Here is a 22,004-nt window from a genome sequence, read left to right on the forward strand (position 1 = left end):
CGGGGATACGCGGCGAGGGCCGGCCCACAGGCGTGGACCGGCCCTCGGCCGGAATCGGTACCTGGCGCTACCGGACGAAGTCCGCAGCGCCGCTGGCCAGTTCGAGCAGCGGCCCCGGAACGACGCCGAGCACCAGGGTGGCGATCACCCCGATCACCAGCGCCGCCGAGGTCAGCCCGCCGGGAACGGTGACGGTCGGAGTCGCCTCACCCGGCTCCGAGAGCCACATCATCACCACGACCCGCAGGTACGGGAAGGCCAGCACCATGCTGGTCAGCACGCCGATGATCACAAGCCAGGCGTGCCCACCGTCCAGGGCCGGCGCGAACACCGCGAACTTGCTGATGAAGCCGCTGGTAAGCGGGATGCCGGCGAAGGCCAGCAGGATGAAGGTGAAGACCGAGGCGTAGAGCGGCGAGCGCCGGCCGAGCCCGGCCCAGCGGGACAGGTGGGTGGCCTCCCCGTCTGCGTCGCGTACCAGGGTCACCACGGCGAACGCGGCCAGCACGGTGAAGCCGTACGCGACCAGGTAGAACATGGTGCCGGAGAGCCCCTCCCGGCCCGGTGCGAGCACCCCGACCAGCAGGTACCCGGCGTTCGCGATGGAGGAGTACGCCAGCAGCCGCTTGATGTCGGTCTGGGTGACCGCGAGCACCGCACCGACAAGCATGGTGAGCACCGCCACCGCACCGATGACCGGGGTGAAGTCCCAGCGCGCGCCCTCGAAGGCGACGTGGAACACCCGCAGCAGCGCACCGAACGCGGCGACCTTGGTGCAGGCCGCCATGAAACCGGTGATCGGCGTCGGGGCACCCTGGTAGACGTCCGGCGTCCAGACGTGGAACGGCGCGGCGGCCGCCTTGAAGAGCAGACCGATCGCGACCAGCGCCATGCCGGCGAAGAGCAGCACCGGGCTCTGCGTCGAGTTGGCCACCGCCGCGTGGATGGTGGCGAAGTCGACCCCCGCCTGGCGGTCGCCCAGACCGGCGGTGAAGCCGTAGAGCAGCGCCAGACCGAACAGGAAGAAGGCCGAGGCGTACGCGCCGAGCAGGAAGTACTTCATCGCCGCCTCCTGGCTCAGCAGCCGCCGGCGACGGGCCAGCGCGCAGAGCAGGTAGAGCGGCAGCGAGAAGACCTCCAACGCGATGAACATGGTCAGCAGGTCGTTCGCCGAGACGAAGATCAGCATGCCGCCGACGGCGAAGGTGAGCAGCGGGTAGACCTCGCCCGCCCCGCCCGCGTTCGCGGCCTGCCGCCGGTCGTCCGGCGAGTCGGCGGTGATGGCCGCCTGAGCGACGAACGCGCCACCCCGCTCGATCGCCCGCTCACCGACCAGCAGCAGCGCCAACGCCGAGAGGGCCAGGATCGCGCCCTGCAGGAACAGCGTGGGACCGTCGATGGCGATCACCCCGATGGTGATCATGCGCTTGTCGGCGTTGAACACCACCATGGTCAGCGCGGCGAGCACCGCCAGCAGCGCCAGCGGCAGCTGGATCGGGTGCCGCAGCCGCCGGGGCACGAACGCCTCGATCAGCACCCCGAGCACCGCCGCGCCCATCATGATCAGAATTGGTGCGAGTGCCACGTAGTCGATCGGTGGCAGTACGAAGTCGGTCACCGTGCCAACCTTCCGTTCGCGACTGCGGGGCTCGCAAGCTCACTCCTCGCGCTCACCGGCTTGCCTCCTGGACGCTGTCTACCGACGGGGCCGGGTCGGTGCGGCCGACGTCCTCCATGGTCGCCTGAATGGCTGGGTTGATCACGTCCGTCAGCGGCTTCGGGTAGAACCCGAAGAGCACGATCAGCGCGATCAGCGGGGCGACGACGAACTTCTCCCGCAGGTTGAGGTCACGCTTCATGCCGTCGATCTCGGTAAGCGCCGGGTTCAGGGTGCCCTGCGTGGTGCGCTGCACCATCCACAGCACATACGCGGCAGCCAGGATGATGCCGAGCGTGGCGATCACCGCGACCGGCTTGTTCACCGTGAAGGTGCCGATCAGCACCAGGAACTCGGAGACGAACGGCGCGGTGCCGGGCAGCGCCAGCGAGGCGAGACCGGCGAAGAAGAGCACCCCGGCCAACACCGGGACCAGCTTGCCGGCACCACCGAAGTCGCTCACCAGGGCCGAACCCCGGCGCGCGATGAGCATGCCCACCACCAGGAAGAGCAGGCCGGTGGCGAGGCCGTGGTTGACCATGTAGAGCACCGCGCCCGTACCGGCCTGGGTGGTGAAGGCGAAGATACCCACGCCGATGAAGCCGAAGTGGGCGATCGACGTGTACGACACCAGCCGCTTCAGGTCGTTCTGCCCGACCGCCAGCAGCGCGGCGTAGATGATGCCGATCACCGCGAGGCCCAGCGCCCAGGGCGCGAACCACTGGGCCGCGTCCGGGAAGAGCGGCAGGCAGTAGCGGATGATGCCGAACGTGCCGACCTTGTCCAGCACGCCGACCAGCAGCGCGGCGGCACCGGCCGGGGCCGCGCCACCGGCGTCCGGCAGCCAGGTGTGGAACGGGAAGAACGGCGCCTTGATGGCGAAGGCGACGAAGAAGCCGAGGAACAGCCAGCGCTCGGCACCGGTGGAGATGTCCACCTGGGACAGCGCCACCCAGTCGAAGGTCTTCCCGCCGACCACCCAGAGGCCGATCACCGCGGCCAGCATGAACAGGCCGCCCACCAGGGAGTAGAGGAAGAACTTGACCGCCGCGTACTGCCGCTGGTGGCCGCCGTAGCTGCCGATGAGGAAGTACATCGGCACCAGCATGACCTCGAAGAACACGTAGAACAGGAAGACGTCGGCGGCGGCGAAGACGCCGAGCATCGTGCACTCGAGGACGAGCAGCAGCGCGAAGTAGGCGGGCACCGAACGCTTCGAGGACTCGGCGTCGTGCCAGGAGGCCAGGATCACCAGCGGCACCAGCACCGCGATCAGCATCAGCATGACAAGCGCGATGCCGTCGGCGGCGAAGGTGAAGTTGACGCCCCAGTTGGGGATCCACGGGTACGACTCGCGGAACTGGAAGCGGTCGCCGTTCACCTGCCAGGTGAACCACATGACCACCGACAGCGCCAGCACCAGCAGCGACCAGCCGAGCGCGACCTGCTTGGCAAGCGTCGGCCGGCTGCGCGGCAGGAGGGCGACCACCACTGCGCCGACCAGCGGCGCCGCGGTGAGCACCGAGAGGAACGGGAAGTCGGACATTATGCGGCCTTACCTCCGTCGTCGATGCGCGGTCCGCCGGCGACGGCCGCCTGAGAAGCTCTCGGCCTGTTCAGGTCGATCACGCCAACCACCCCGCCTGGACCGCCAGGAACGCGGCCACCACCAGCAGCGCGCCGGTCAGGATCGAGGTGGCGTACGACCGGACGAAACCGGTCTGGAGTCGCCGGAGCCGACCCGAGCCACCGCCGACCCCGGCGGCCAGGCCGTTGACCAGCCCGTCGATGCCCCGGTTGTCCAGGTAGACAAGCGCCCGGGTGAGGAAGATGCCCGGCTTCTCGAAGACCGCCTCGTTCACCGTGTCGGTGTAGAGGTTCTTGCGGGCCGCGGTGACCAGCACCCCGGCCGGCTGCGGCGTGATCGCCGTGCCGTTGCGGAACAGGAACCAGCCCAGCACCGCGCCGAGCACGGTGACGCCAAGCGACAACACCACGATCGCCCAGTGCGGCAGCACCGCCTCGTGGTGCGCCTCCACCGCGCCGAGGCCGGCGGTTGCGGTCAGCCAGTCGGGGACCGAGGTGGCCAGCAGCCAACCTGCGCCGAGCGAGCCGATGCCGAGCAGGATCAGCGGGATGGTCATCAGCGGCGGGGACTCGTGCGGGTGCTCGATGTCCGTGGTCCACCGCTTCGGCCCGTGGAAGGTGAGCACGAAGAGCCGGGTCATGTAGAAGGCGGTCAGCCCGGCACCGAGCACCGCCGCCCCACCGAAGAGCCAGGCCGTCCAGTCGTCCCGCTCGAAGGCGGCGGCGATGATCGGCTCCTTGGAGAAGTAACCGGAGAACGGGAACATGCCGATGATGGCCAGCCAGCCGGCGCCGAAGGTCAACCAGGTGATCTTCATGTACTTCGACAGGCCGCCGAAGCGGCGGATGTCCACCTGGTCCTTCATGCCGTGCATGACCGAGCCGGCACCGAGGAACATGTTGGCCTTGAAGAAGCCGTGCGCCAGCAGGTGCACGATGGCCAGCGCGTACGCCGCACCGCCGAGCCCGACACCGAGGAACATGTAGCCGATCTGGCTCACCGTCGACCAGGCCAGCACCCGCTTGATGTCGTCCTTGGCGCAGCCGATGATCGCGCCGAGCAGCAGGGTAAGCGCGCCGACGCTTACCACCACCAGTTGCAGCGTGCTGTTGGCCGAGAAGACCGGGTTGGAGCGGGCAATCAGGTAGACGCCCGCGGTGACCATCGTCGCGGCGTGGATGAGCGCCGACACCGGGGTCGGGCCCTCCATCGCGTCCGGCAACCACGCCTGGAGCGGGAACTGGCCGGACTTGCCGGCCGCGCCGAGCAGCAGCAGCAGGCCGAGCACCAGCACGGTGCCACCGGTCAGCGCGCCGACGTTGTTGAACACCTCGCTGTACTGGGTGGTGCCCAGGGTGGCGAACATGATGAAGATGGCGATCGCCAGGCCGGCGTCGCCGACCCGGTTCATCAGGAACGCCTTCTTACCGGCGGTGGCCGCGGCCGGCTTGGTGTACCAGAAGGAGATCAGCAGGTACGACGCCAGGCCGACGCCCTCCCAGCCGAAGTAGAGCATCACGTAGTTGTTGCCGAGCACCAGCAACAGCATGGCCGCGATGAAGAGGTTGAAGTAGGCGAAGAACCGCCGCCGGCCCGGGTCGTGTGCCATGTACTCGACCGCGTACAGGTGAATCAGGAAGCCCACGCCGGTGATCAGCAGGACGAAGACCCCGGCCAGCGGGTCGAAGAGCAGACCGAAGTCGACGTGCAGCCCGCCGACCACGATGAAGTCCCAGAGACTCAGCTCGACCGACCTGTTCTCCAGGCCACGCAGCCCGAGGAAGTAGCTCAGCCCGAGCACGAACGCGGCACCGACGGCGGCCACCCCGAGCCAGTGCCCCCAACGGTCGGCCCGCCGGCCGAGCAGCAGCAGCACCGTCGCGCTGACCAGCGGGATCGCCACCAGCAGCCAGACGCTGCTCAGCAGGCCGTCGGCCGTCGCGTACGAGACCGTCTCGGCCGGAGCAGCCTGGGCGTACGTCAAGATTTCGTCCACCGGTGGGCCCCTCTAGTACTTCAGCAGGTTGGCGTCGTCGACGCTGGCGGAGCGCCGGGAGCGGAAGATCGCCATGATGATGGCCAGCCCGACCACGACCTCGGCCGCCGCCACCACCATCACGAAGAACGCCATGATCTGGCCGTTCAGGTCACCGTTCATCCGGCTGAACGTGACGAGCGCCAGGTTGGCCGCGTTGAGCATCAGCTCCACGCACATGAACAGCACGATCGCGTTGCGCCGGACCAGCACCCCGGCGGCCCCGATGGTGAACAGCGCCGCCGCGAGGACCAGGTAGTAGTTCGGCTCGACCGAGAAGAAGTCGCTCACTTTTCAGTGCCCTTCAAGGTGTTCTCCTCGGCGGTCAGCTCGCGGACCGGCAGGATGTCCGGCGTACTCCGGTCACTGAGCCGGCCGTCCGGCAGGCGGGCCGGGGTGGCGACCGACGAGGAGGTGGCGAAGACACCCGGACCGGGCTTCGGACCGGGGTAGTTGCCGGGCGCGAAGCGGGCCTTCATGGTGGCGACCTGGTCGCGCTTGTCCTCCTTGCGCCGCTCAACGTGCGCCAGGATCATGCCGCCGATGGTCGCGGTGATCAGTAGCGCGGCGGTGAGCTCGAACGCGAAGACGTAGTCGGTGAAGAGCAGCCGGGCGATGCCCTGCACGTTGCCGCCCGCGTTGGCCTGCTCCAGCCCGACCGGGGTGGTGCCCTCGGTGGCCCGGTAGACCCCGCTGCCGAGCAGGGCGGCGAAGCCGATCCCCAGGCCGATCGCGGCGATCCGCTGCCCGCGCAACACCTCGATCAACGAGTCCGAGGCGTCCCGGCCCACAAGCATCAGCACAAACAGGAAGAGCATCATGATCGCGCCGGTGTAGACGATGATCTGCACCATGCCGATGAACGGCCCCGCCTGGAGCACGTAGAACACGCCCAGGCTGAGCATGGTCAGCACCAGCCAGAGCGCCGAGTGCACGGCGTTGCGGGCGGCGACCATGCCGATCCCGCCGGCCAGCGCCAGCGGGGCGAGGATCCAGAAGGTCACCGCCTCGCCGCCGGAGACCGCCCCCGCAGCGGCGAGCACCGTCGACGTGGTCATGCCGTCTCTCCCTTTTCCGCTGCGGCGCGCTGGGCGGCCTGCTCGGCACCGGGGAAGGTGACGCCCGGGTGCTCGTCCACCTGGTAGCGGCCCGGCCCCATCGGCGAGCGCTCGGCACCGGCCGAAGTGCCCGGGTTGGTCAGGCTGCCGACGTAGTAGTCCTTCTCGCTGTCGCCCAGGCGCATCGGGTGCGGCGGCTGCTCCATCCCGGGCAGCAGCGGCGCGAGCAGTTGCTCCTTGGTGAAGATCAGGTCCTGCCGGTTGTCCCGGGCCAGCTCGTACTCGTTGCTCATCGTCAACGAGCGGGTCGGGCAGGCCTCGATGCAGAGCCCGCAGAAGATGCAGCGGGCGTAGTTGATCTGGTAGATGCTGGCGTATCGCTCGCCCGGCGAGAACCGCTGCTCGTCGGTGTTGTCGCCACCCTCGACATAGATCGCGTCCGCCGGGCAGGCCCAGGCGCACAGCTCACAGCCGATGCACTTCTCCAGGCCGTCCGGGTGCCGGTTGAGGATGTGCCGCCCGTGGTAACGGGGGGCCGGCGTCGGCGGCTTGAACGGGTAGTCGGTGGTGACGACCTTCCTGAACATGTGCGAGAAGGTGACCCCGAAGCCCTTGAACGTTCCGGTGATCGCGCCCACGTCACACCTCCTCGGAGTCCTGGCCGGCGGGAACGTTTGCCGGCTCCCGCTCGGCGACCATGCGCCGGGTGCGCGGGCTCGGTGGTACCTGAAGATCCATCGGGGGCAGCGGGAAGCTGCCCGGCGGCCGATTCTCGACCTGCTCGGCGAGGGTCGGCTTCGGCTGCGGCTTGCGGGTCGGCCAGAGCAGCGCGGCCAGCAGCAGCAGGCCGGCCGGGATGCCGATGGCGAGCAGCCGGCTCCGGGTCTCCCAGTCGTCGATGGTGCGCAGCCAGGCCAGGGCCACGACCCAGACCAGACTGATCGGGATCAGCACCTTCCAGCCGAGACGCATCAGCTGGTCGTACCGCAGCCGGGGCAGCGTGCCGCGCAGCCAGACGAAGACGAAGACCAGCAGGATGACCTTGCCGAAGAACCAGAGCATCGGCCACCAACCGGAGTTGGCGCCCGACCAGATGCTGATCGGCCACGGCGCGTACCAGCCGCCCAGGAAGAGCGTCACGGTGAAGGCCGACATGGTCACCATCGCCACGTACTCGCTGAGCATGATCAGCGCGAACTTCAGCGAGCTGTACTCCGTCATGAAGCCGGCCACCAGCTCCGACTCCGCCTCCGGCAGATCGAACGGCGGCCGGTTGGTCTCACCGACGATGGAGATGAAGAAGACCACGAAGCTCGGGAAGAGCAGCAGCGCGTACCAGCCCGGACCCGGGATGTCGAAGCCGAACAGGCTCAGCGTGACGCCGTTGCCCTGGGCGGCCACGATCTCGCTCGTCGACATCGTGCCGGCGAGCATGAACACCGCCACGATGGAGAGCCCCAGGGCCACCTCGTACGAGATCAGCTGGGCGGTGGAGCGCAGCCCACCCAGTAGCGGGTAGGTCGAGCCGGAGGCCCAGCCGGCGAGCACGATGCCGTACACCGCAAGCGACGAGAGCGCCAGCACCACCAGCACCGACACCGGCACGTCGGTGACCTGCAACGGGGTCTGGTGGCCGAAGATGCTCACCATTGGGCCGAACGGGATCACCGACAGCGCGGTGACCGCACAGATCACCGAGATCGCCGGGGCGAAGAAGTAGATGACCTTGTCCGCCGCCCTCGGGAGGATGTCCTCCTTGAAGGCCATCTTCAGGCCATCGGCGAGCGTCTGGAGCAGACCGAACGGACCGAGCTGGTTCGGGCCGGGCCGCACCTGCATGAAACCGACGACCCGCCGCTCGAACCAGACACCGAGCAGCGTGCCGAGCAGGGCGACGACGAAGGCAAAGACGATCTTGCCGAGGACCAGCCACCACGGGTCGTGGCCGAAGTCGGTCAACGACGGCGCCTGGGCGAGCGGATTCATGCGACACCCCCGGAGGAGTTGAGAAGCGGACCCGGACGGTCCGCCGCGTCGGCGGCGACCGGCTCGGTCGCGCCGGGCGCGGAGATCCGCACCAGCGCGCCGGAGGTCGCGCCCAGGCTGCGCCGCACGGTCGCGCCGGGCGAGTTGGTGGGCAGCCAGACCACGCCGTCCGGCATCTCGGTGATCGCCGCCGGCAGGGTGAGCGCACCCCGGTCGGTGCCCACCGTCACCGGGTCACCGTCGGCGACGCCGAGCGCCTCCGCGGTGCCCTTGCCCAGCCGGACCACCGGCGGGCGGGCGGTGCCACCCAGGTACTCGTCGCCGTCGGTGAGGCTGCCCAGGTCGATCAGCTGGTGCCAGGTCGACAGGACCGCCTCGCCGGCAGCCGGCTGCGGCACCGGACCCGGTGCGATCGACGGTGCGGTGGGGCGCTCCATCCGGGTCACCGGCAGGCCACCCAGCTCGCGCCGGACGCTCAGCACGTCTCCGGTGCCCAGCCGCACGTCCAGCTGCGCGGCAAGCGCGTCGAGCACCCGGCCGTCGGTCATCGCGGCGGTTTCCAGCACCGCGTCGAACGGCCGCAGCCGGCCCTCCCAGTCCAGGAAGCTGCCGGACTTCTCGACCACCGGCGCGACCGGCAGGACCACGTCCGCCCGGCGGGTCACGGCGCTGGCCCGCAGCTCCAGGCTGACCAGGAACGGCACCGCGTCCAGGGCCTGCTCGGCCAGGCGCGGGTCGGCCAGGTCGGCCGGGTCGACCCCGGCCACCACCAGCGCGCCGAGCTGGCCCGAGGCCGCGGCGGAGAGGATGCCGTCGGTGTCCCGACCGGCCTGGCTCGGGATCACCCCGGCCGGGATGTCCCACGCCTCGCCCAGTTCGGCGCGGGCGGTCGGCTCGGTGACCAGGCGCCCGCCGGGCAGCAGGTTGGGCAGGCAGCCGCTGTCCACGGCACCCCGGTCACCCGCGCGGCGCGGCACCCAGGCCAGCTTGGCGCCGGTCCGGGCGGCCACCTCGGCGGCGGCGGAGAGCCCACCCGGCACGCTGGCCAGCCGCTCGCCCACGAACAGGATCGCGCCCTCGGCGCTGAGCGCCTCGGCGACCGTGGCGTGCTCGGCGAGCACGCCGGCCTCCTCGCCCGGCACCACCCGGGCCAGCTTGGCACCGAGCTTCTCCAGGCCGCGGGTGGCGAACGGCGCGATCGCGTACACCTTCAGCTTGTTCTTCAGGTACGCCTTGCGCAGCCGCAGGAAGAGGATCGGGCACTCCTCCTCTGGCTCCAGGCCGACAAGCACCACGGCCGGCGCCTTCTCGACGTCGGCGTAGGTGACGTCGGTGCTGCCGGCGACCGTGCTGGCCAGGAAGTCGGCCTCCTCGCGGGAGACCGGGCGGGCCCGGAAGTCGATGTCGTTGGTGTGCAGCGCGACCCGGGCGAACTTGGCGTACGCGTAGGCGTCCTCGACGGTCAGCCGGCCACCGGTGAGCACCCCGACACCCTGGCCGCCGTCCCGGGCGGCGCGCAGCCCTTCGGCGGCGACGCTGAGCGCCTCGCTCCAGGAGGCCTCGCGCAGCTCACCGGTGCGCTGGTCGCGGACCAGCGGGGTGGTGAGCCGGTCGGCGGCGCGGGTGTACTGGAAGGCCCAGCGACCCTTGTCGCAGTTCCACTCCTCGTTGACCTGCGGGTCGTCGCCGGCCAGCCGACGCAGCACCTTGCCCCGGCGCCAGTCGGTGCGCTGCGCGCAGCCGGCCGAGCAGTGCTCGCAGACGCTCGGGCTGGAGACCAGGTCGAACGGGCGGGCGCGGAACCGGTACTGGGTGCCGGTCAGCGCGCCGACCGGGCAGATCTGCACGGTGTTGCCGGAGAAGTACGAGTTGAACGGGACGTCGCCCTCGTCGCCCTCCTCGCCGTACGCCTCGTCCCGGTAGATGTTGATCTCCTCGGCCGAGGAGCGGTTCATCAGGTCGATGAACTTGTCGCCGGCGATCTCCTCGGAGAACCGGGTGCAGCGCTGGCAGAGCACGCAGCGCTCGCGGTCGAGCAGCACCTGGGTGCTGATCGGCAGCGGCTTCGGGTACTCCCGCTTGTGCTCGTGGAACCGGGAGTCGGTGCGCCCGGTCGACATGGCCTGGTTCTGCAGCGGGCACTCGCCGCCCTTGTCGCACATCGGGCAGTCGAGCGGGTGGTTCACCAGCAGCAGCTCCATGATCCCCTCCTGCGCCTTCTTGGCGACCGGAGAGGTGAGCTGGGTACGGACCACCATGCCGTCGGCGACCGTCTGGGTGCAGGAGGCGACGGGCTTACGCTGCCCCTCCACCTCCACCAGGCACTGCCGGCAGGCACCGGCCGGCGCCAGCAGCGGGTGGTCGCAGAACCGGGGGATCTCGGTGCCGATCTGCTCGGCGACGCGGATCAGCAGCGCTCCCTTGGGGGCGGTGACCTCGACGCCGTCGATGGTGAGCGTGACCGTCTCGGTGGACTTGGCAACGTCGGTCATCAGTGGGCCCCTACGAGGGTCTTCTCCGACAGTTTGGGCGCAGTCCGTCCCTCGATGTAGTCGAGGTAGTCCTGCTTGAAGTACTTAAGCGACGAGGTCACCGGGCTGGTGGCACCGTCACCCAGGCCGCAGAACGAGCGACCGAGGATGTTGTCGCAGGTGTCGAGGAGGGTGTCCAGGTCGGCCTGGGTGCCCTGGCCGGCGAGGATCCGCCGGTAGACCCGGACCATCCAGTAGTTGCCCTCCCGGCACGGGGTGCACTTGCCGCACGACTCGTGGTGGTAGAACTCCAGCCACCGGTAGGTCGCGTAGACCGGGCAGTCCTGGTCGGAGAAGATCTGGGTGGCGGTGGTGCCGAGGATCGAACCGGCGGCGGCCACCCCCTCGAAGTCCAGCGGCACGTCCAGGTGCTCGGCGGTGAGCAGCGGGGTGGACGAGCCGCCCGGCGTCCAGAACTTCAGGTTGTGGCCCGGCTGCATGCCACCGGCGAGCTCGATCAGCTCCCGCAGCGTGATGCCGAGGCCGCACTCGTACTGGCCCGGGTTGGCGATCCGGCCGGAGAGCGAGTAGATCATCGGCCCGGCGGACTTCTCGGTACCCATGGACTTCCACCAGTCCGCGCCGCCCAGCACGATGTACGGCACGCTGGCGATGGTGCCGACGTTGTTGACCACCGTCGGGCTGGCGTACAGGCCGTGGGTCGCCGGGAACGGCGGACGCAGCCGCGGCTGCCCCCGGAAGCCCTCCAGCGAGTCGAGCAGCGCCGTCTCCTCGCCGCAGATGTACGCCCCGGCACCCGAGTGCACCACCAGGTCCAGGTCGAAGCCGGAGCCGAGGATGTTCCGCCCGAGGTAACCCTTGGCGTACGCCTCGTTCACCGCGTTGCGCAGCCGGCGGGCGGCGTGCACCGCCTCGCCCCGGATGTAGATGTAGGCGCGGTTGGCCCGGATCGCGTACGACGCGATGATCACGCCCTCGACCAGCGAGTGCGGGTCGTGGGTCATCAGCGGCAGGTCCTTGCAGGTGCCCGGCTCGCCCTCGTCGGCGTTGACCACCAGGTAGTGCGGCTTGCCGTCGCCCTGGGGGATGAACCCCCACTTGAGACCGGTCGGGAAGCCGGCGCCGCCGCGACCGCGCAGCCCGGAGTCCTTGACCAGCTGGATCAGGTCGTCCGGGTGCGCCTTGACCGCCTTGCGCAGCGCCGCGTAGCCGTCCAGCTTCTCGTAGGTGCCGAGCCGCCAGGCATCGGGCGACAGCCAGCGCTTGGTGAGCACCGGCGTCAGTTTGGCCAGGGTTTCCGGCCGAGGCGTGGTCACTGCTGACCCCCCTTGTCGTTCGCGGAGCCGGTGGTGCTCGACTCCGCTTCCCTGAGGTTGCGCTCCTGCGCCTCGGCGTCGTCGCCGGCAGGTTTGGCGTCACCGGCGGGCACGTTCGCCGCCGCACCGGCAGCCGCCGCGGCCTGCGCGTCGCGCGGCGCCGGTGGCGCACCGTCGACAGGTGCCTTCGTGCCGGGCGCGTCCGGCACCGCGGTCTGCGCGTCCGGCTGCCGCGTCTCGGCCGTACGCACCTGCGGCGACTTGCGGTCCGGGGCCGGCACGTCCGGCGCGGTGCTGCCGGTCGGTGCCGCCTTCGCCGGGGTGGCCGGGGCCGGCTTCTCGCCGGCCTGGCCGCTGCGGATCGGGGTGTTCGGGTCGAAGCCCGGCGCCGAGATGCCGTGCTGCTGGGCCAGCCGCAGCCCGCGCAGGCTGGGCTCGCCCGGTACGCCGTCGGCGACCGCCTCTTCCCGCTCGTCGGCGAAACCGGCGAGCTGGACTGCCATCTCCTTGAGCGTGCAGAGGCGGGCACCCCGGCTCGGGGTGGGCCGGTTACCGGCCCGCAACTCGTCGACCAGGCCCACCGCGGTCTGCGGGTCGACCCCGTCGAAGAAGTCGTAGTTGACGGTCATGACCGGGCCGTAGTCGCAGGCCGCCAGGCACTCGGCGTGCTCCAGAGTGATCTTCCCGTCGGCGGTGGTCTCGTCGTGCCCGACGCCGAGGTGCTCGGTGAGGGCGTCGTAGACCTCCTGCCCGCCGAGCACGTTGCACATGGTGTTGGTGCAGACGCTCACCAGCCAGTCGCCGGTGGGCCGGCGCTTGTACATGGTGTAGAAGCTGGCCACCGCGCCGACCTGGGCCTTGTTCAGGCCGAGCACCTCGGCGCAGAACGCCACGCCGGCCGGGGAGACGTAACCCTCCTCGGACTGCACCAGGTGCAGCAGGGGCAGCAGCGCCGAGCGGGACCGGTCGGCCGGGTAACGGGCGATGATCTCCCGAGCCCGGGCCCGCGTCTCGTCAGTGAAGACAGTCACCGGTCACAACCTCCCATTACCGGGTCCAGCGAGGCGCCGCCGGCGATCACGTCGGCGATCAGGCCACCCTCGGCCATCGCCGGCAGGGCCTGGAGGTTGACGAAGCTCGGCTCCCGGTAGTGCACCCGGTACGGCCGGGTCCCGCCGTCGGAGACCGCGTGCACGCCCAGCTCGCCGCGGGGCGACTCGATGCCGACGTACACCTGGCCCGGCGGCACCCGGAAGCCCTCCGTCACCAGCTTGAAGTGGTGGATCAGGGACTCCATCGACTGACCCATGATCTTGGCGACATGCTCCAGCGAGTTGCCCATGCCGTCCACGCCGATGGCCAGCTGCGCCGGCCAGGCGATCTTCTTGTCGGCGACCATCACCGGGCCGGGCTTGAGCCGGTCGAGCGCCTGCTCAACGATCTTGAGCGACTCGCGCATCTCGGCCATCCGGACCAGGTAACGGCCCCAGACGTCGCCGTCGGGGTGCGTCGGCACGTCGAACTCGTACGTCTCGTAGCCGCAGTACGGCATCGTCTTGCGCAGGTCCCAGGCCAGGCCCGCCGAACGCAGCACCGGCCCGGTGACGCCGAGCGCCACGCAGCCGGTCACGTCGAGCACCGCGACGTTCTTCGTCCGCTCCAGCCAGATCGGCTGGCCGGAGAGCAGGTCCTCGTACTCCTTGAGCCGCTTCGGCATCATCTTGAGGAACTCGCGGATCTTGACGATCGCCTCATCCGGCACGTCCTGGGCGACCCCGCCCGGCCGGACGTACGCGTGGTTCATCCGCAGGCCGGTGATCAGCTCGAAGATCTCCAGGATGTACTCGCGTTCCCGGAAGCCGTAGAGCATGATCGAGATGGCACCCAGCTCCATGCCGGTGGTGGCCACCCAGACCAGGTGGGAGGAGATCCGGTTCAGCTCCATCATGAGCACCCGGATGGTGTTGGCCCGCTCGGTCACGTCGTCTTCGATGCCGAGCAGCCTCTCCACCGCCAGCGAGTACGCCGTCTCGTTGAAGATCGGGGAGAGGTAGTCCATCCGGGTCACGAAGGTCGAACCCTGGACCCAGTTGCGGTACTCCAGGTTCTTCTCGATGCCGGTGTGCAGGTAGCCGATGACCGAGCGGGCCTCCCGGACCGTCTCGCCCTCCAGTTCGAGCACCAGCCGGAGCACGCCGTGCGTGGACGGGTGCTGCGGGCCCATGTTGACGACGATCCGACCCTCGTTGATCGGGTCGACGCCCGACACCACGTCGTCCCAGTCCCCGCCGGTGACGGTGAAGACCCGCCCCTCGGTGGTTTCCCGTTCGGTCGCGTAGTTCGACGAAGTCACTGGTAAGACCTCCGCTTGTCGGGCGGCGGGATCTCGGCGCCCTTGTACTCCACGGGCACGCCGCCGAGGGGGTAGTCCTTGCGCTGCGGGTGACCCTCCCAGTCGTCCGGCATCAGGATCCGGGTCAGCGCCGGGTGGCCGTCGAAGACGACGCCGAACATGTCGTACGCCTCCCGCTCCTGCCAGTCGGCCGTCGGGTAGACGGAGGTGACGCTGGGCAGGTGCGGATCCTCGGCGGTGACCGCAGCCTCCAGCCGTACCCGCCGCCGGTAGGTCATCGAGGTGAGCTGGTAGACCACGTGCAACCGGCGCTCGTCCGCGCCCAGGTAGTCCACACCGGAGACCGAGGAGCAGAGCTCGAAGCGCAGCGCCGGGTCGTCCCGCATCACCTGGCAGACCTCGGCGATCCGCTCCGGGCGGATGTGCAGGGTCAGCTCACCCCGGTCGACCACCACGTGCTCGATTGCCTCGCCGAAGGCCGGGTACGCCTCCTCCAGCGCGTCGCGGACCTCGTCGAAGTAGCCGCCGTACGGCCGGGGCGAGTCCACAAGCGGCTGGTGCTGGCGGACCAGGCCGCCGAAGCCAGAGACGTCACCGCTGCCCTGGTTGCCGAACATGCCCCGGCCCGCCGGGCTGGAGGGTGGCAGCTCGGCGGGCGCGCCGCTGGTGGCACCGGCCGGCGTCACCGGGACCGGCACGCCACCGGTGGTGGGCTTGGAGTCAGTCACTTGATCCCCCGGTACGGCTGGAGGTGGTTCTGGGTCTTCATCCAGTTCTCGATCCGCAGCTGCTCCTCGCGGCCCTCGCGGACGGCCTTCGTCCACTCGGCACGACGGGCCTTGTCGCTGCGGTACGACGACGGCATCGAGCCGTACGGCACCACCGGCACGTCACCACGCGCCTCGCGGGCGGCAAGCATCTTGCGACCGTTCGGCCCGAGCGGCTCGTGGCCGATCTTCTCGCGCAGCTTGAGGATCGCGTCGATGAGCATCTCCGGCCGGGGCGGGCAACCGGGGAGGTACATGTCGACCGGCACGACGTGGTCGACGCCCTGCACGATGGCGTAGTTGTTGAACATGCCGCCGCTGCTGGCACAGACGCCCATGGAGAGCACCCAGCGGGGCTCGGCCATCTGGTCGTAGATCTGGCGCAGGACCGGGGCCATCTTCTGGCTCACCCGGCCCGCGACGATCATCAGGTCGGCCTGCCGGGGCGAGGCCCGGAAGACCTCCATGCCCCACCGGCCCATGTCGTAGTGCGGGCCACCGGCGGCCATCATCTCGATGGCGCAGCAGGCCAGGCCGAAGGTGGCACCCCAGACCGATGACTTGCGCGACCAGTTGACCAGCTTCTCCACCGAGGTGAGCAGGACACCGGCGGGAAGTTTCTCCTCGATACCCATTGCGGTTCCTCCCTCAGTCCCAGTCCAGGCCGCCGCGACGCCACTCATAGGCGTACGCGACGAAGACCGCACCGATGAACACCAACATGGCGACGAATCCGAACACCGGCAGCATGTCGAAGGAGACCGCCCACGGGTAAAGGAAGATCATTTCCACGTCGAAGACGATGAAGAGCATCGCCGTCAGGTAGAACTTGACCGGGAACCGGTTTCCACCGATCGGTTCCGGGCTAGGCTCGATCCCACACTCGTAGGCGTCGAGCTTGGCCCTGTTGTAGCGACGCGGGCCGGCGAACCGGGCGGCGGCTATCGAGAACAGCGCGAAGGCCGCGGCGAGGGCGAACAGCCCGATGATGGGTACGTAAGGCGAGAGCGACATCTTCTTCTCCTGCTCGTCCTTCCCTGCCCTCGTTCGTTGGCGAAATTCACACTATTCACATCCCACCCGGCGACCTTCGGCGGGGGTCGAACTTGCGCCCTAGACCGCCGGCGCGACCCGGGTCATCGCATTGATCACCCGGTCCATCGCGTCACCGCCCCGGGGGTCGGTGAGGTTTGCCAGCAGCTTGAGCACGAAGCGCATCAGCGTCGGATGGGGCATGCCGTGCTTCGTCGCGACGCGCATGATCTCCGGCCGGCCGATCAGCTTCACGAAGATCCCGCCCAGCCGGTAGTAACCGCCGAACCGGGTCTTCAGCTCCTGCGGGTACGCCATCAGCGCCCGCTCCCGCTCGGCGCCAGCCGGCCGCGCCAGGGCCTGCACCGCGACCTCCGCGGCCAGTTCGCCCGACTCCATCGCGTACGCGATGCCCTCGCCGTTGAAGGGGTTGACCATCCCGCCGGAGTCGCCGACCAGCAGCACTCCCCGGGTGTAGTGCGGCACCCGGTTGAAGCCCATCGGCAGCGCCGCACCGAGGATCGAACCCTCGGCGTTCGCCTCGTCGGCCATCCCCCACTCCGGCGGGGTGTTGGCCAACCAGTCGGTGAGCAGCCGCCGGTAGTTGGTCTTACCGAAGGCCGACGACGAGTTGAGGATGCCGAGTCCGACGTTGACCCGGCCGTCACCGAGGCCGAAGATCCAGCCGTAGCCGGGCAGCAGTTCGTTTGTGCCCTTGGCCCGCAGCTCCAGCCACGACTCCAGGTAGTCGTCGTTGTGCCGGACCTCGGAACGGTAGTAGCGGCGCACCGCCACCCCGATCGGCCGGTCCTCGCGCTTGGCCAGCCCGAGGGCGAGCGGGAACCGCCCGGAGACGCCGTCGGCGGCGACCACCAGCGGTGCGTGGAAGGTGGCCGGCGCCTTGTCCGGGCCCTCCTCGGCCCGCACCCCGATCACCCGACCGCTGTCGTCGAGCACCGGCTCGATGACGTTGACGCTGGTCCGCAGCGTGGCACCCGCGCCCACCGCCTGCCGGGCCAGCAGGTCGTCGAAGTCCAGCCGGGTACGCACCAGGCCGTAGTTCGGGAAGCTGGCCAGATCGGGCCAGTCCAGCTCCAGCCGGACCCCGCCGCCGATCACCCGCAGGCCACGGTTGTGCAGCCAGCCAGCCTCGGGCGAGGTGTCCACGCCCATCCGGATCAGCTGCCGCACCGCACGCGGGGTCAGCCCGTCACCGCAGACCTTCTCCCGGGGAAACTCGGTCTTCTCCAGCAGCAGCACGCGTACGCCGTGCCGCGCCAGGTGGTACGCGGTCGCCGAGCCACCGGGACCGGCGCCCACGACGATCACGTCGGCGTCGTTCTCCACCGCGGTCATTTCGCGCCTCCTCCCCGCCTGCTCGTGAAATGCTTCACAAGCCAGCCGGGACGAGTCTATGACCGACGGCATACGCTCGCCTTGTTAGGGCAACCTAACCCCTCCTCAGCGCCCTCCACACCCTCTTCGGGCCGCGCCTTGCGTCGGAGTTCGCGCCGCTCCCGACGCAAACCCCTTGATCAATATCGGTGAATGGGGGCGTCAGGAGGGAGTGGGGGTGACGGCGTCCAAGCCAGCGCGGATGGTTTCCGGAAGGTGCTCGCGCAGCGTGCCACCGGCGGCGCGGTCCAGGGCCGCGAGCACCTCGGAGACCACCTGGCGGACGTCGGCGGGATCCGCGCCGGCCAACTCGCGGAGCTGGTCGACCAGCTCCGCCGCATCGCCGCTGGCCACGTCCTTCGGATCCGTCATGCCGGCCAGCCTACGCGGTCATTACCCCCAAATCAGGACATTGCTATAAGTATCAGGTTCAGTCCCGGATCGCCCGATGCAGCGCCACCACCCCGCCGGTCAGGTTGCGCCACGCCACCCGCCGCCAACCTGCCGCCCCGATCCGGGCCGCCAGGGCGGACTGGTCCGGCCAGGCCCGGATCGACTCGGCGAGATAGACGTACGCGTCGGGGTTGCTGGCGACGGCCCGCGCCACCGCCGGCAGCGAACGCATCAGGTACGACAGGTAGACGGTGCGGAAGGCCGGGTTGACCGGCGTGCTGAACTCGCAGACCACCAGCCGCCCGCCCGGCCGGGTCACCCGGGCCAGCTCGCGCAGCGCCGCGTCGGTGTCGTTGACGTTGCGCAACGCGAAGGAGATGGTCACCGCGTCGAAGCTGCCGTCGGCGAAGGGCAGCCGTAGGGCGTCCCCGGCCAGCAACGGCACCTGTGGCCGGACCCGCTTGCCGGCGTTCAGCATGCCGAGGGAGAGGTCGGCACCGACCGCGTACGCCCCGGAGTGGGCCAGTTCCTCGGTGGAGACGCCGGTGCCCGCGCCCACGTCGAGCACCCGGTCACCGGGTCGCAGTTCGAGCGCGGCCCGGGTGGCCCGCCGCCAGAACCGGTCCTGGCCGAAGGAGAGCACGGTGTTGGTCAGGTCGTAGCGGGCCGCCACGCCGTCGAACATCGCGGCGACCTCGTGCGGCTGCTTGTCCAGGCTGGCGCGCTGGCCCTGGGGGTTACGACTCACTCCCCCACTCTGCCAGCCCGCCTTCTCGCCCTGCGCGCCCAGGGTCGCCGGGGTCGACCCACGACACAGTGCGGGCGGGATGGTCACCCATCCCGCCCGCACTGCCCTGCGTTATGTGAACGGCTCTCGCGAGCCGATGGAGGACGAACCTCAGTTGGTCGTCTTCTCGTCGCCCGGGGTCACCATGACCACCCGACGACGGCGGGCAACCAGGAACATCGCCGCGCCGGCGAGCACCACGCCCGCGCCGACCGCACCGATCAGACCGGCCTGCACGCCGGTGACCGGCAGGCCACCGCCGCCACCGCCACCGCCCTCCGAGGCGGCGACGACCACGGCGAAGCCGTCGGAGTTGTCCGACGGGTCGAGGTCGGCGAACTCCGAGTCCTCGGCGTCGCGCACCTCGGCCTTCGCAAAGCCCGGCTTGCGGTTCTGGGCGCTCACCCGAGCCTCGGCCGGCAGTTCACCGAAGGAGGTGGCCGCCAGCGAGCCGTCCTTCAGCGTGACCGGCGCCTCGACCTTCTCGCTCACCTCGACGGCGAGCGGGAGCAGCAGGATCGTGTCCGGCTCGAACGGGAAGCTCTTGTCCTCGCAGACGAGAGTGCGCTCGTTGGCGCTGAGGTCGCAGCCGTCGACCGGGAGGAAGGAGACCCCCTTCGGCAGCTGGTAGGTGAGCTTGACGCCCTTGGCGATCCGGTCGCCCTGGTTGATGACCTCACTCCAGAGGATGCCGAAGTCGCCGGGACGCAGCGGGCCCTCTTCCTCGAAGGTGTCGAGGTCGATGCGGGTCTTCACGTCGGGGACGATCACGCCCAGGTCGACGCCGCTCTCCGCGGTCAGCTCGACGTCGACGTCGACGCTGTTGTTGCTGTCGTCGGTGTCGTCCGCCGACTCGATGCTGATCGTCACCGGGGCGCTGTACGGCCCGGTGACCGCCTCGGTGGGCTTGAACAGGACGAGCGGCACCTCGGTGGTCTCGCCCGGCCCGGGGATCGCGGTGAGCTCGCAGGTGAAGAGCCCGGGCGTCCGGTCGCCGGTGGGACGGCACAGGTCGCCCTCACCGGTGAAGGCCTCCACCACGAGCTTGCTGGTGTCCACCTTGGACGTGTCGATCTTGAAGAGCACCTTGCTCGGCGTGCCCTCACCCTGGTTGGCAATCTTGGCCCAACCGACCTTGCCCTCGGCACCGGCGGCGAGCCGGGTGCCGGCGGCGGTGACCGCCAGGTCGGTTTCGGTGCCGGCGGCATGGGCCGGCGCGCCAAGGGCGGTGAAGGCGCCCGAGGCGAGCAGCGCGGCCGCAGCCATACTCACGGCGCGGCGGGTACGGAAGATCATGGAGATGGTCTCCCCCGTGGGGTGGATGGAAACGTACGGGCGGGGACGTTAGCGGTCCACGATCACTCCCGCCACCCCGCTTCACAACCGTTACAAGCTGCTCAGCTAATGGCCACTTAAGGATTGTCCGGATTGATCGGTCTTGTTGCCCCGCCACACCCGTCGGCACGGCGAGGCGGCCCGACGCTTTGAACCGGATGGATGATTTGGCTGCCCGTTCGGTTGATCGCAGCATGAACCGCACCGCTGACGCGGTGTCGGATCAGTGATGACGGGCGGTAGTCAGCCGCGCCGGGTCAGTTCGCCTCGACCAGGGGCAGCGACCGGGCCGCCGCCCCGCCACCGGGCAGCGCGATCGAGGAGAAGTGCGAGACCACCCGGTCGTCGGTCGGATCGTCCTCGGGCGTGTGGTGCACGGCCAACCGGTTGTAGAGGGTGTCCCGCTGGGCGGGGATCCGGTCGGCGGAGCGGATCATCCCGATCAGCTCGTGCAGATTCGACCGGTGCCGCGCACCGGCTGAGGAGATCACGTTCTCCTCCAGCATGATCGAGCCGAGGTCGTCGACGCCGAGGTGCAGCGCGAGCTGACCGACGTCCTTGCCAGTGGTCAGCCAGGACGCCTGCAGGTGCGGCACCGTCTCGAAGAAGAGCCGGGCCACCGCCACCAGGCGCAGGTACTCAAGCGTGGTCGCCTGGGTCCGACCCTTGAGGTGGTTGTTCTCCGGCTGGTACGTCCACGGGATGAAGGCCCGGAAGCCGCGGGTCCGGTCCTGCACGTCACGGATCATCCGCAGGTGCTCGATCCGCTCGGCGGCGGTCTCACCGGTGCCCATCATCATCGTCGCGGTCGACTCGATGCCCTGCCGGTGCGCCAGCTCCATGACCTCCAGCCAGCGCTCGCCCGACTCCTTAAGCGGCGCGATCGCCTTGCGCGGGCGCTCCGGCAGCATCTCGGCACCGGCACCGGCGATCGAGTCCAGCCCGGCGGCCTTGATCCGGGCGATGGCCTCGTCCAGGCTCACCCCGGACACCTTCGCCATGTGCAGGATCTCGCTCGGCCCGATCGAGTGGATGGCCAGCTGCGGGTACGCCTGCTTGACCGAGGAGAACAGCTCCTCGTAGTACTCCACGCCGTAGTCCGGGTGGTGGCCGCCCTGGAGCATCACCTGGGTGGCGCCCAGCTCGACCGCCTCGCCGCACCGGCGCAGGATCTCCTCGGTCGGGTGGGTCCACCCCTCCTTGTGCTTCGGCGCCCGGTAGAAGGCGCAGAACTTGCACGCCGTCACGCAGACGTTCGTGTAGTTGATGTTGCGGTCGATCAGGTACGTGACGATGTTGTCCGGGTAGCGGCGACGCCGTACCGCGTCGGCCGCCTCGCCGAGGGCGTGGAACGGCGCCTCGGTGTAGAGCAGCAGCGCCTCCTCGGGCGTGATCCGCCCACCGTCCGCGCCACGCTGCAGGATGTCCTCGATCTCCCGACTCACCATCACGCCTCCGAGCGTACGCCGGACCTCCCCGCCGACCACCTGCGCCCATCCCGCGACCTGGGCCACACAGCCCCTGGAGGCGATGGCTGCCCCAGAGCCATAGGGACATACGCGCAATGCGACTCGAGAACAACACCGGCCACGCGGCGAAATTCGCTTACGTGGCCGACACTGAAAATATCTGAATCGAACATTCGTTCGGGCAGGCGTGGAGCCTTTCGCTGAGCGATAATATTCTCATGCGGCAGCTACAGTTGTTCACCACGGCCAAGTTGGCCAGAATGCGGGACAGGAAAGCATCCCGCAACTACTGTCCCAGCCGTGACGAATTCCGCCGCACTCACGAACGACACCGCACCTGG

Annotated in this window: 19 protein-coding genes; all 19 read right to left on the bottom strand. The window is 69.6% G+C overall.

All coding sequences use genetic code 11. The features are described from left to right. Window positions 1-67: 67 nt before the first annotated feature. Entirely contained in the window at window positions 68-1,618 is a 1,551-nt protein-coding gene (nuoN, locus tag AC507J_RS01115; RefSeq protein ID WP_496287133.1) for an NADH-quinone oxidoreductase subunit NuoN, read from the bottom strand. Window positions 1,619-1,670: 52 nt separating this feature from the next. Continuing rightward, window positions 1,671-3,203, bottom strand: a complete 1,533-nt coding sequence (locus tag AC507J_RS01120; protein ID WP_496287134.1) for an NADH-quinone oxidoreductase subunit M — start codon at window positions 3,201-3,203, stop codon at window positions 1,671-1,673. A 79-nt stretch (window positions 3,204-3,282) separates the two neighbouring features. After that, window positions 3,283-5,241 (bottom strand): NADH-quinone oxidoreductase subunit L, encoded by a 1,959-nt coding sequence (gene nuoL, locus AC507J_RS01125; RefSeq protein WP_496287135.1) that lies wholly within the window; start codon window positions 5,239-5,241, stop codon window positions 3,283-3,285. A 12-nt stretch (window positions 5,242-5,253) separates the two neighbouring features. Next, complete coding sequence (gene nuoK / locus AC507J_RS01130; protein WP_341718573.1) at window positions 5,254-5,571, bottom strand: NADH-quinone oxidoreductase subunit NuoK; 318 nt, start codon at window positions 5,569-5,571, stop codon at window positions 5,254-5,256. Then, window positions 5,568-6,338: an NADH-quinone oxidoreductase subunit J gene (locus tag AC507J_RS01135; protein WP_496287136.1), complete on the bottom strand. Its 771-nt coding sequence runs from the start codon at window positions 6,336-6,338 to the stop codon at window positions 5,568-5,570. Before AC507J_RS01135 ends, nuoK begins: the two co-directional genes overlap by 4 nt. Further along, a complete protein-coding gene (gene nuoI / locus AC507J_RS01140; RefSeq protein WP_496287137.1) occupies window positions 6,335-6,976 on the bottom strand; it encodes an NADH-quinone oxidoreductase subunit NuoI in 642 nt (213 codons plus the stop codon). Before nuoI ends, AC507J_RS01135 begins: the two co-directional genes overlap by 4 nt. Before the next feature lies 1 nt (window position 6,977). After that, a complete protein-coding gene (gene nuoH / locus AC507J_RS01145) occupies window positions 6,978-8,324 on the bottom strand; it encodes an NADH-quinone oxidoreductase subunit NuoH (RefSeq protein WP_496287138.1) in 1,347 nt (448 codons plus the stop codon). Beyond that, window positions 8,321-10,816: an NADH-quinone oxidoreductase subunit G gene (locus AC507J_RS01150; protein ID WP_496287139.1), complete on the bottom strand. Its 2,496-nt coding sequence runs from the start codon at window positions 10,814-10,816 to the stop codon at window positions 8,321-8,323. Before AC507J_RS01150 ends, nuoH begins: the two co-directional genes overlap by 4 nt. Further along, window positions 10,816-12,132: an NADH-quinone oxidoreductase subunit NuoF gene (gene nuoF, locus AC507J_RS01155; RefSeq protein WP_496287140.1), complete on the bottom strand. Its 1,317-nt coding sequence runs from the start codon at window positions 12,130-12,132 to the stop codon at window positions 10,816-10,818. Before nuoF ends, AC507J_RS01150 begins: the two co-directional genes overlap by 1 nt. Beyond that, on the bottom strand, window positions 12,129-13,163 hold the full coding sequence (gene nuoE / locus AC507J_RS01160; RefSeq protein WP_496287141.1) for an NADH-quinone oxidoreductase subunit NuoE: 1,035 nt from the start codon (window positions 13,161-13,163) through the stop codon (window positions 12,129-12,131). Before nuoE ends, nuoF begins: the two co-directional genes overlap by 4 nt. Further along, window positions 13,160-14,485 (bottom strand): NADH-quinone oxidoreductase subunit D, encoded by a 1,326-nt coding sequence (locus AC507J_RS01165; protein ID WP_496287142.1) that lies wholly within the window; start codon window positions 14,483-14,485, stop codon window positions 13,160-13,162. Before AC507J_RS01165 ends, nuoE begins: the two co-directional genes overlap by 4 nt. Next, complete coding sequence (locus AC507J_RS01170) at window positions 14,482-15,213, bottom strand: NADH-quinone oxidoreductase subunit C (RefSeq protein WP_496287143.1); 732 nt, start codon at window positions 15,211-15,213, stop codon at window positions 14,482-14,484. The genes AC507J_RS01165 and AC507J_RS01170 overlap by 4 nt, the downstream gene beginning before the upstream one ends. Next, the gene (locus tag AC507J_RS01175; protein WP_496287144.1) at window positions 15,210-15,887 is read right to left on the bottom strand and encodes a NuoB/complex I 20 kDa subunit family protein; all 678 of its coding nucleotides are present in this window, start codon (window positions 15,885-15,887) and stop codon (window positions 15,210-15,212) included. Before AC507J_RS01175 ends, AC507J_RS01170 begins: the two co-directional genes overlap by 4 nt. A gap of 13 nt (window positions 15,888-15,900) precedes the next feature. Next, window positions 15,901-16,266, bottom strand: a complete 366-nt coding sequence (locus AC507J_RS01180; RefSeq protein WP_496287145.1) for an NADH-quinone oxidoreductase subunit A — start codon at window positions 16,264-16,266, stop codon at window positions 15,901-15,903. A 99-nt stretch (window positions 16,267-16,365) separates the two neighbouring features. Next, on the bottom strand, window positions 16,366-17,640 hold the full coding sequence (locus AC507J_RS01185) for a geranylgeranyl reductase family protein (protein ID WP_496287146.1): 1,275 nt from the start codon (window positions 17,638-17,640) through the stop codon (window positions 16,366-16,368). A gap of 201 nt (window positions 17,641-17,841) precedes the next feature. Then, window positions 17,842-18,051: a hypothetical protein gene (locus AC507J_RS01190; protein ID WP_496287147.1), complete on the bottom strand. Its 210-nt coding sequence runs from the start codon at window positions 18,049-18,051 to the stop codon at window positions 17,842-17,844. Window positions 18,052-18,109: 58 nt separating this feature from the next. Continuing rightward, window positions 18,110-18,820, bottom strand: a complete 711-nt coding sequence (locus tag AC507J_RS01195; protein WP_496287148.1) for a demethylmenaquinone methyltransferase — start codon at window positions 18,818-18,820, stop codon at window positions 18,110-18,112. A gap of 150 nt (window positions 18,821-18,970) precedes the next feature. Continuing rightward, entirely contained in the window at window positions 18,971-20,131 is a 1,161-nt protein-coding gene (locus tag AC507J_RS01200) for an LPXTG cell wall anchor domain-containing protein (RefSeq protein WP_496287149.1), read from the bottom strand. Window positions 20,132-20,451: 320 nt separating this feature from the next. Continuing rightward, window positions 20,452-21,645 (bottom strand): cyclic dehypoxanthinyl futalosine synthase, encoded by a 1,194-nt coding sequence (mqnC, locus tag AC507J_RS01205; RefSeq protein WP_496287150.1) that lies wholly within the window; start codon window positions 21,643-21,645, stop codon window positions 20,452-20,454. Window positions 21,646-22,004: the final 359 nt, after the last annotated feature.

The sequence above is a fragment of the Micromonospora sp. PRAS1 genome (assembly GCF_059553435.1).

Coding starts and splice junctions, on each gene's coding strand:
- AC507J_RS01120 (WP_496287134.1), bottom strand. CDS start 3,203: ATGTCCGACTTCCCGTTCCTCTCGGTGCTCACCGCGGCGCCGCTGGTC.
- AC507J_RS01190 (WP_496287147.1), bottom strand. CDS start 18,051: ATGACGGATCCGAAGGACGTGGCCAGCGGCGATGCGGCGGAGCTGGTC.
- AC507J_RS01185 (WP_496287146.1), bottom strand. CDS start 17,640: ATGACCGCGGTGGAGAACGACGCCGACGTGATCGTCGTGGGCGCCGGT.
- nuoH (WP_496287138.1), bottom strand. CDS start 8,324: ATGAATCCGCTCGCCCAGGCGCCGTCGTTGACCGACTTCGGCCACGAC.
- AC507J_RS01180 (WP_496287145.1), bottom strand. CDS start 16,266: ATGTCGCTCTCGCCTTACGTACCCATCATCGGGCTGTTCGCCCTCGCC.
- AC507J_RS01135 (WP_496287136.1), bottom strand. CDS start 6,338: ATGACCACGTCGACGGTGCTCGCCGCTGCGGGGGCGGTCTCCGGCGGC.
- AC507J_RS01150 (WP_496287139.1), bottom strand. CDS start 10,816: ATGACCGACGTTGCCAAGTCCACCGAGACGGTCACGCTCACCATCGAC.
- AC507J_RS01175 (WP_496287144.1), bottom strand. CDS start 15,887: ATGGGTATCGAGGAGAAACTTCCCGCCGGTGTCCTGCTCACCTCGGTG.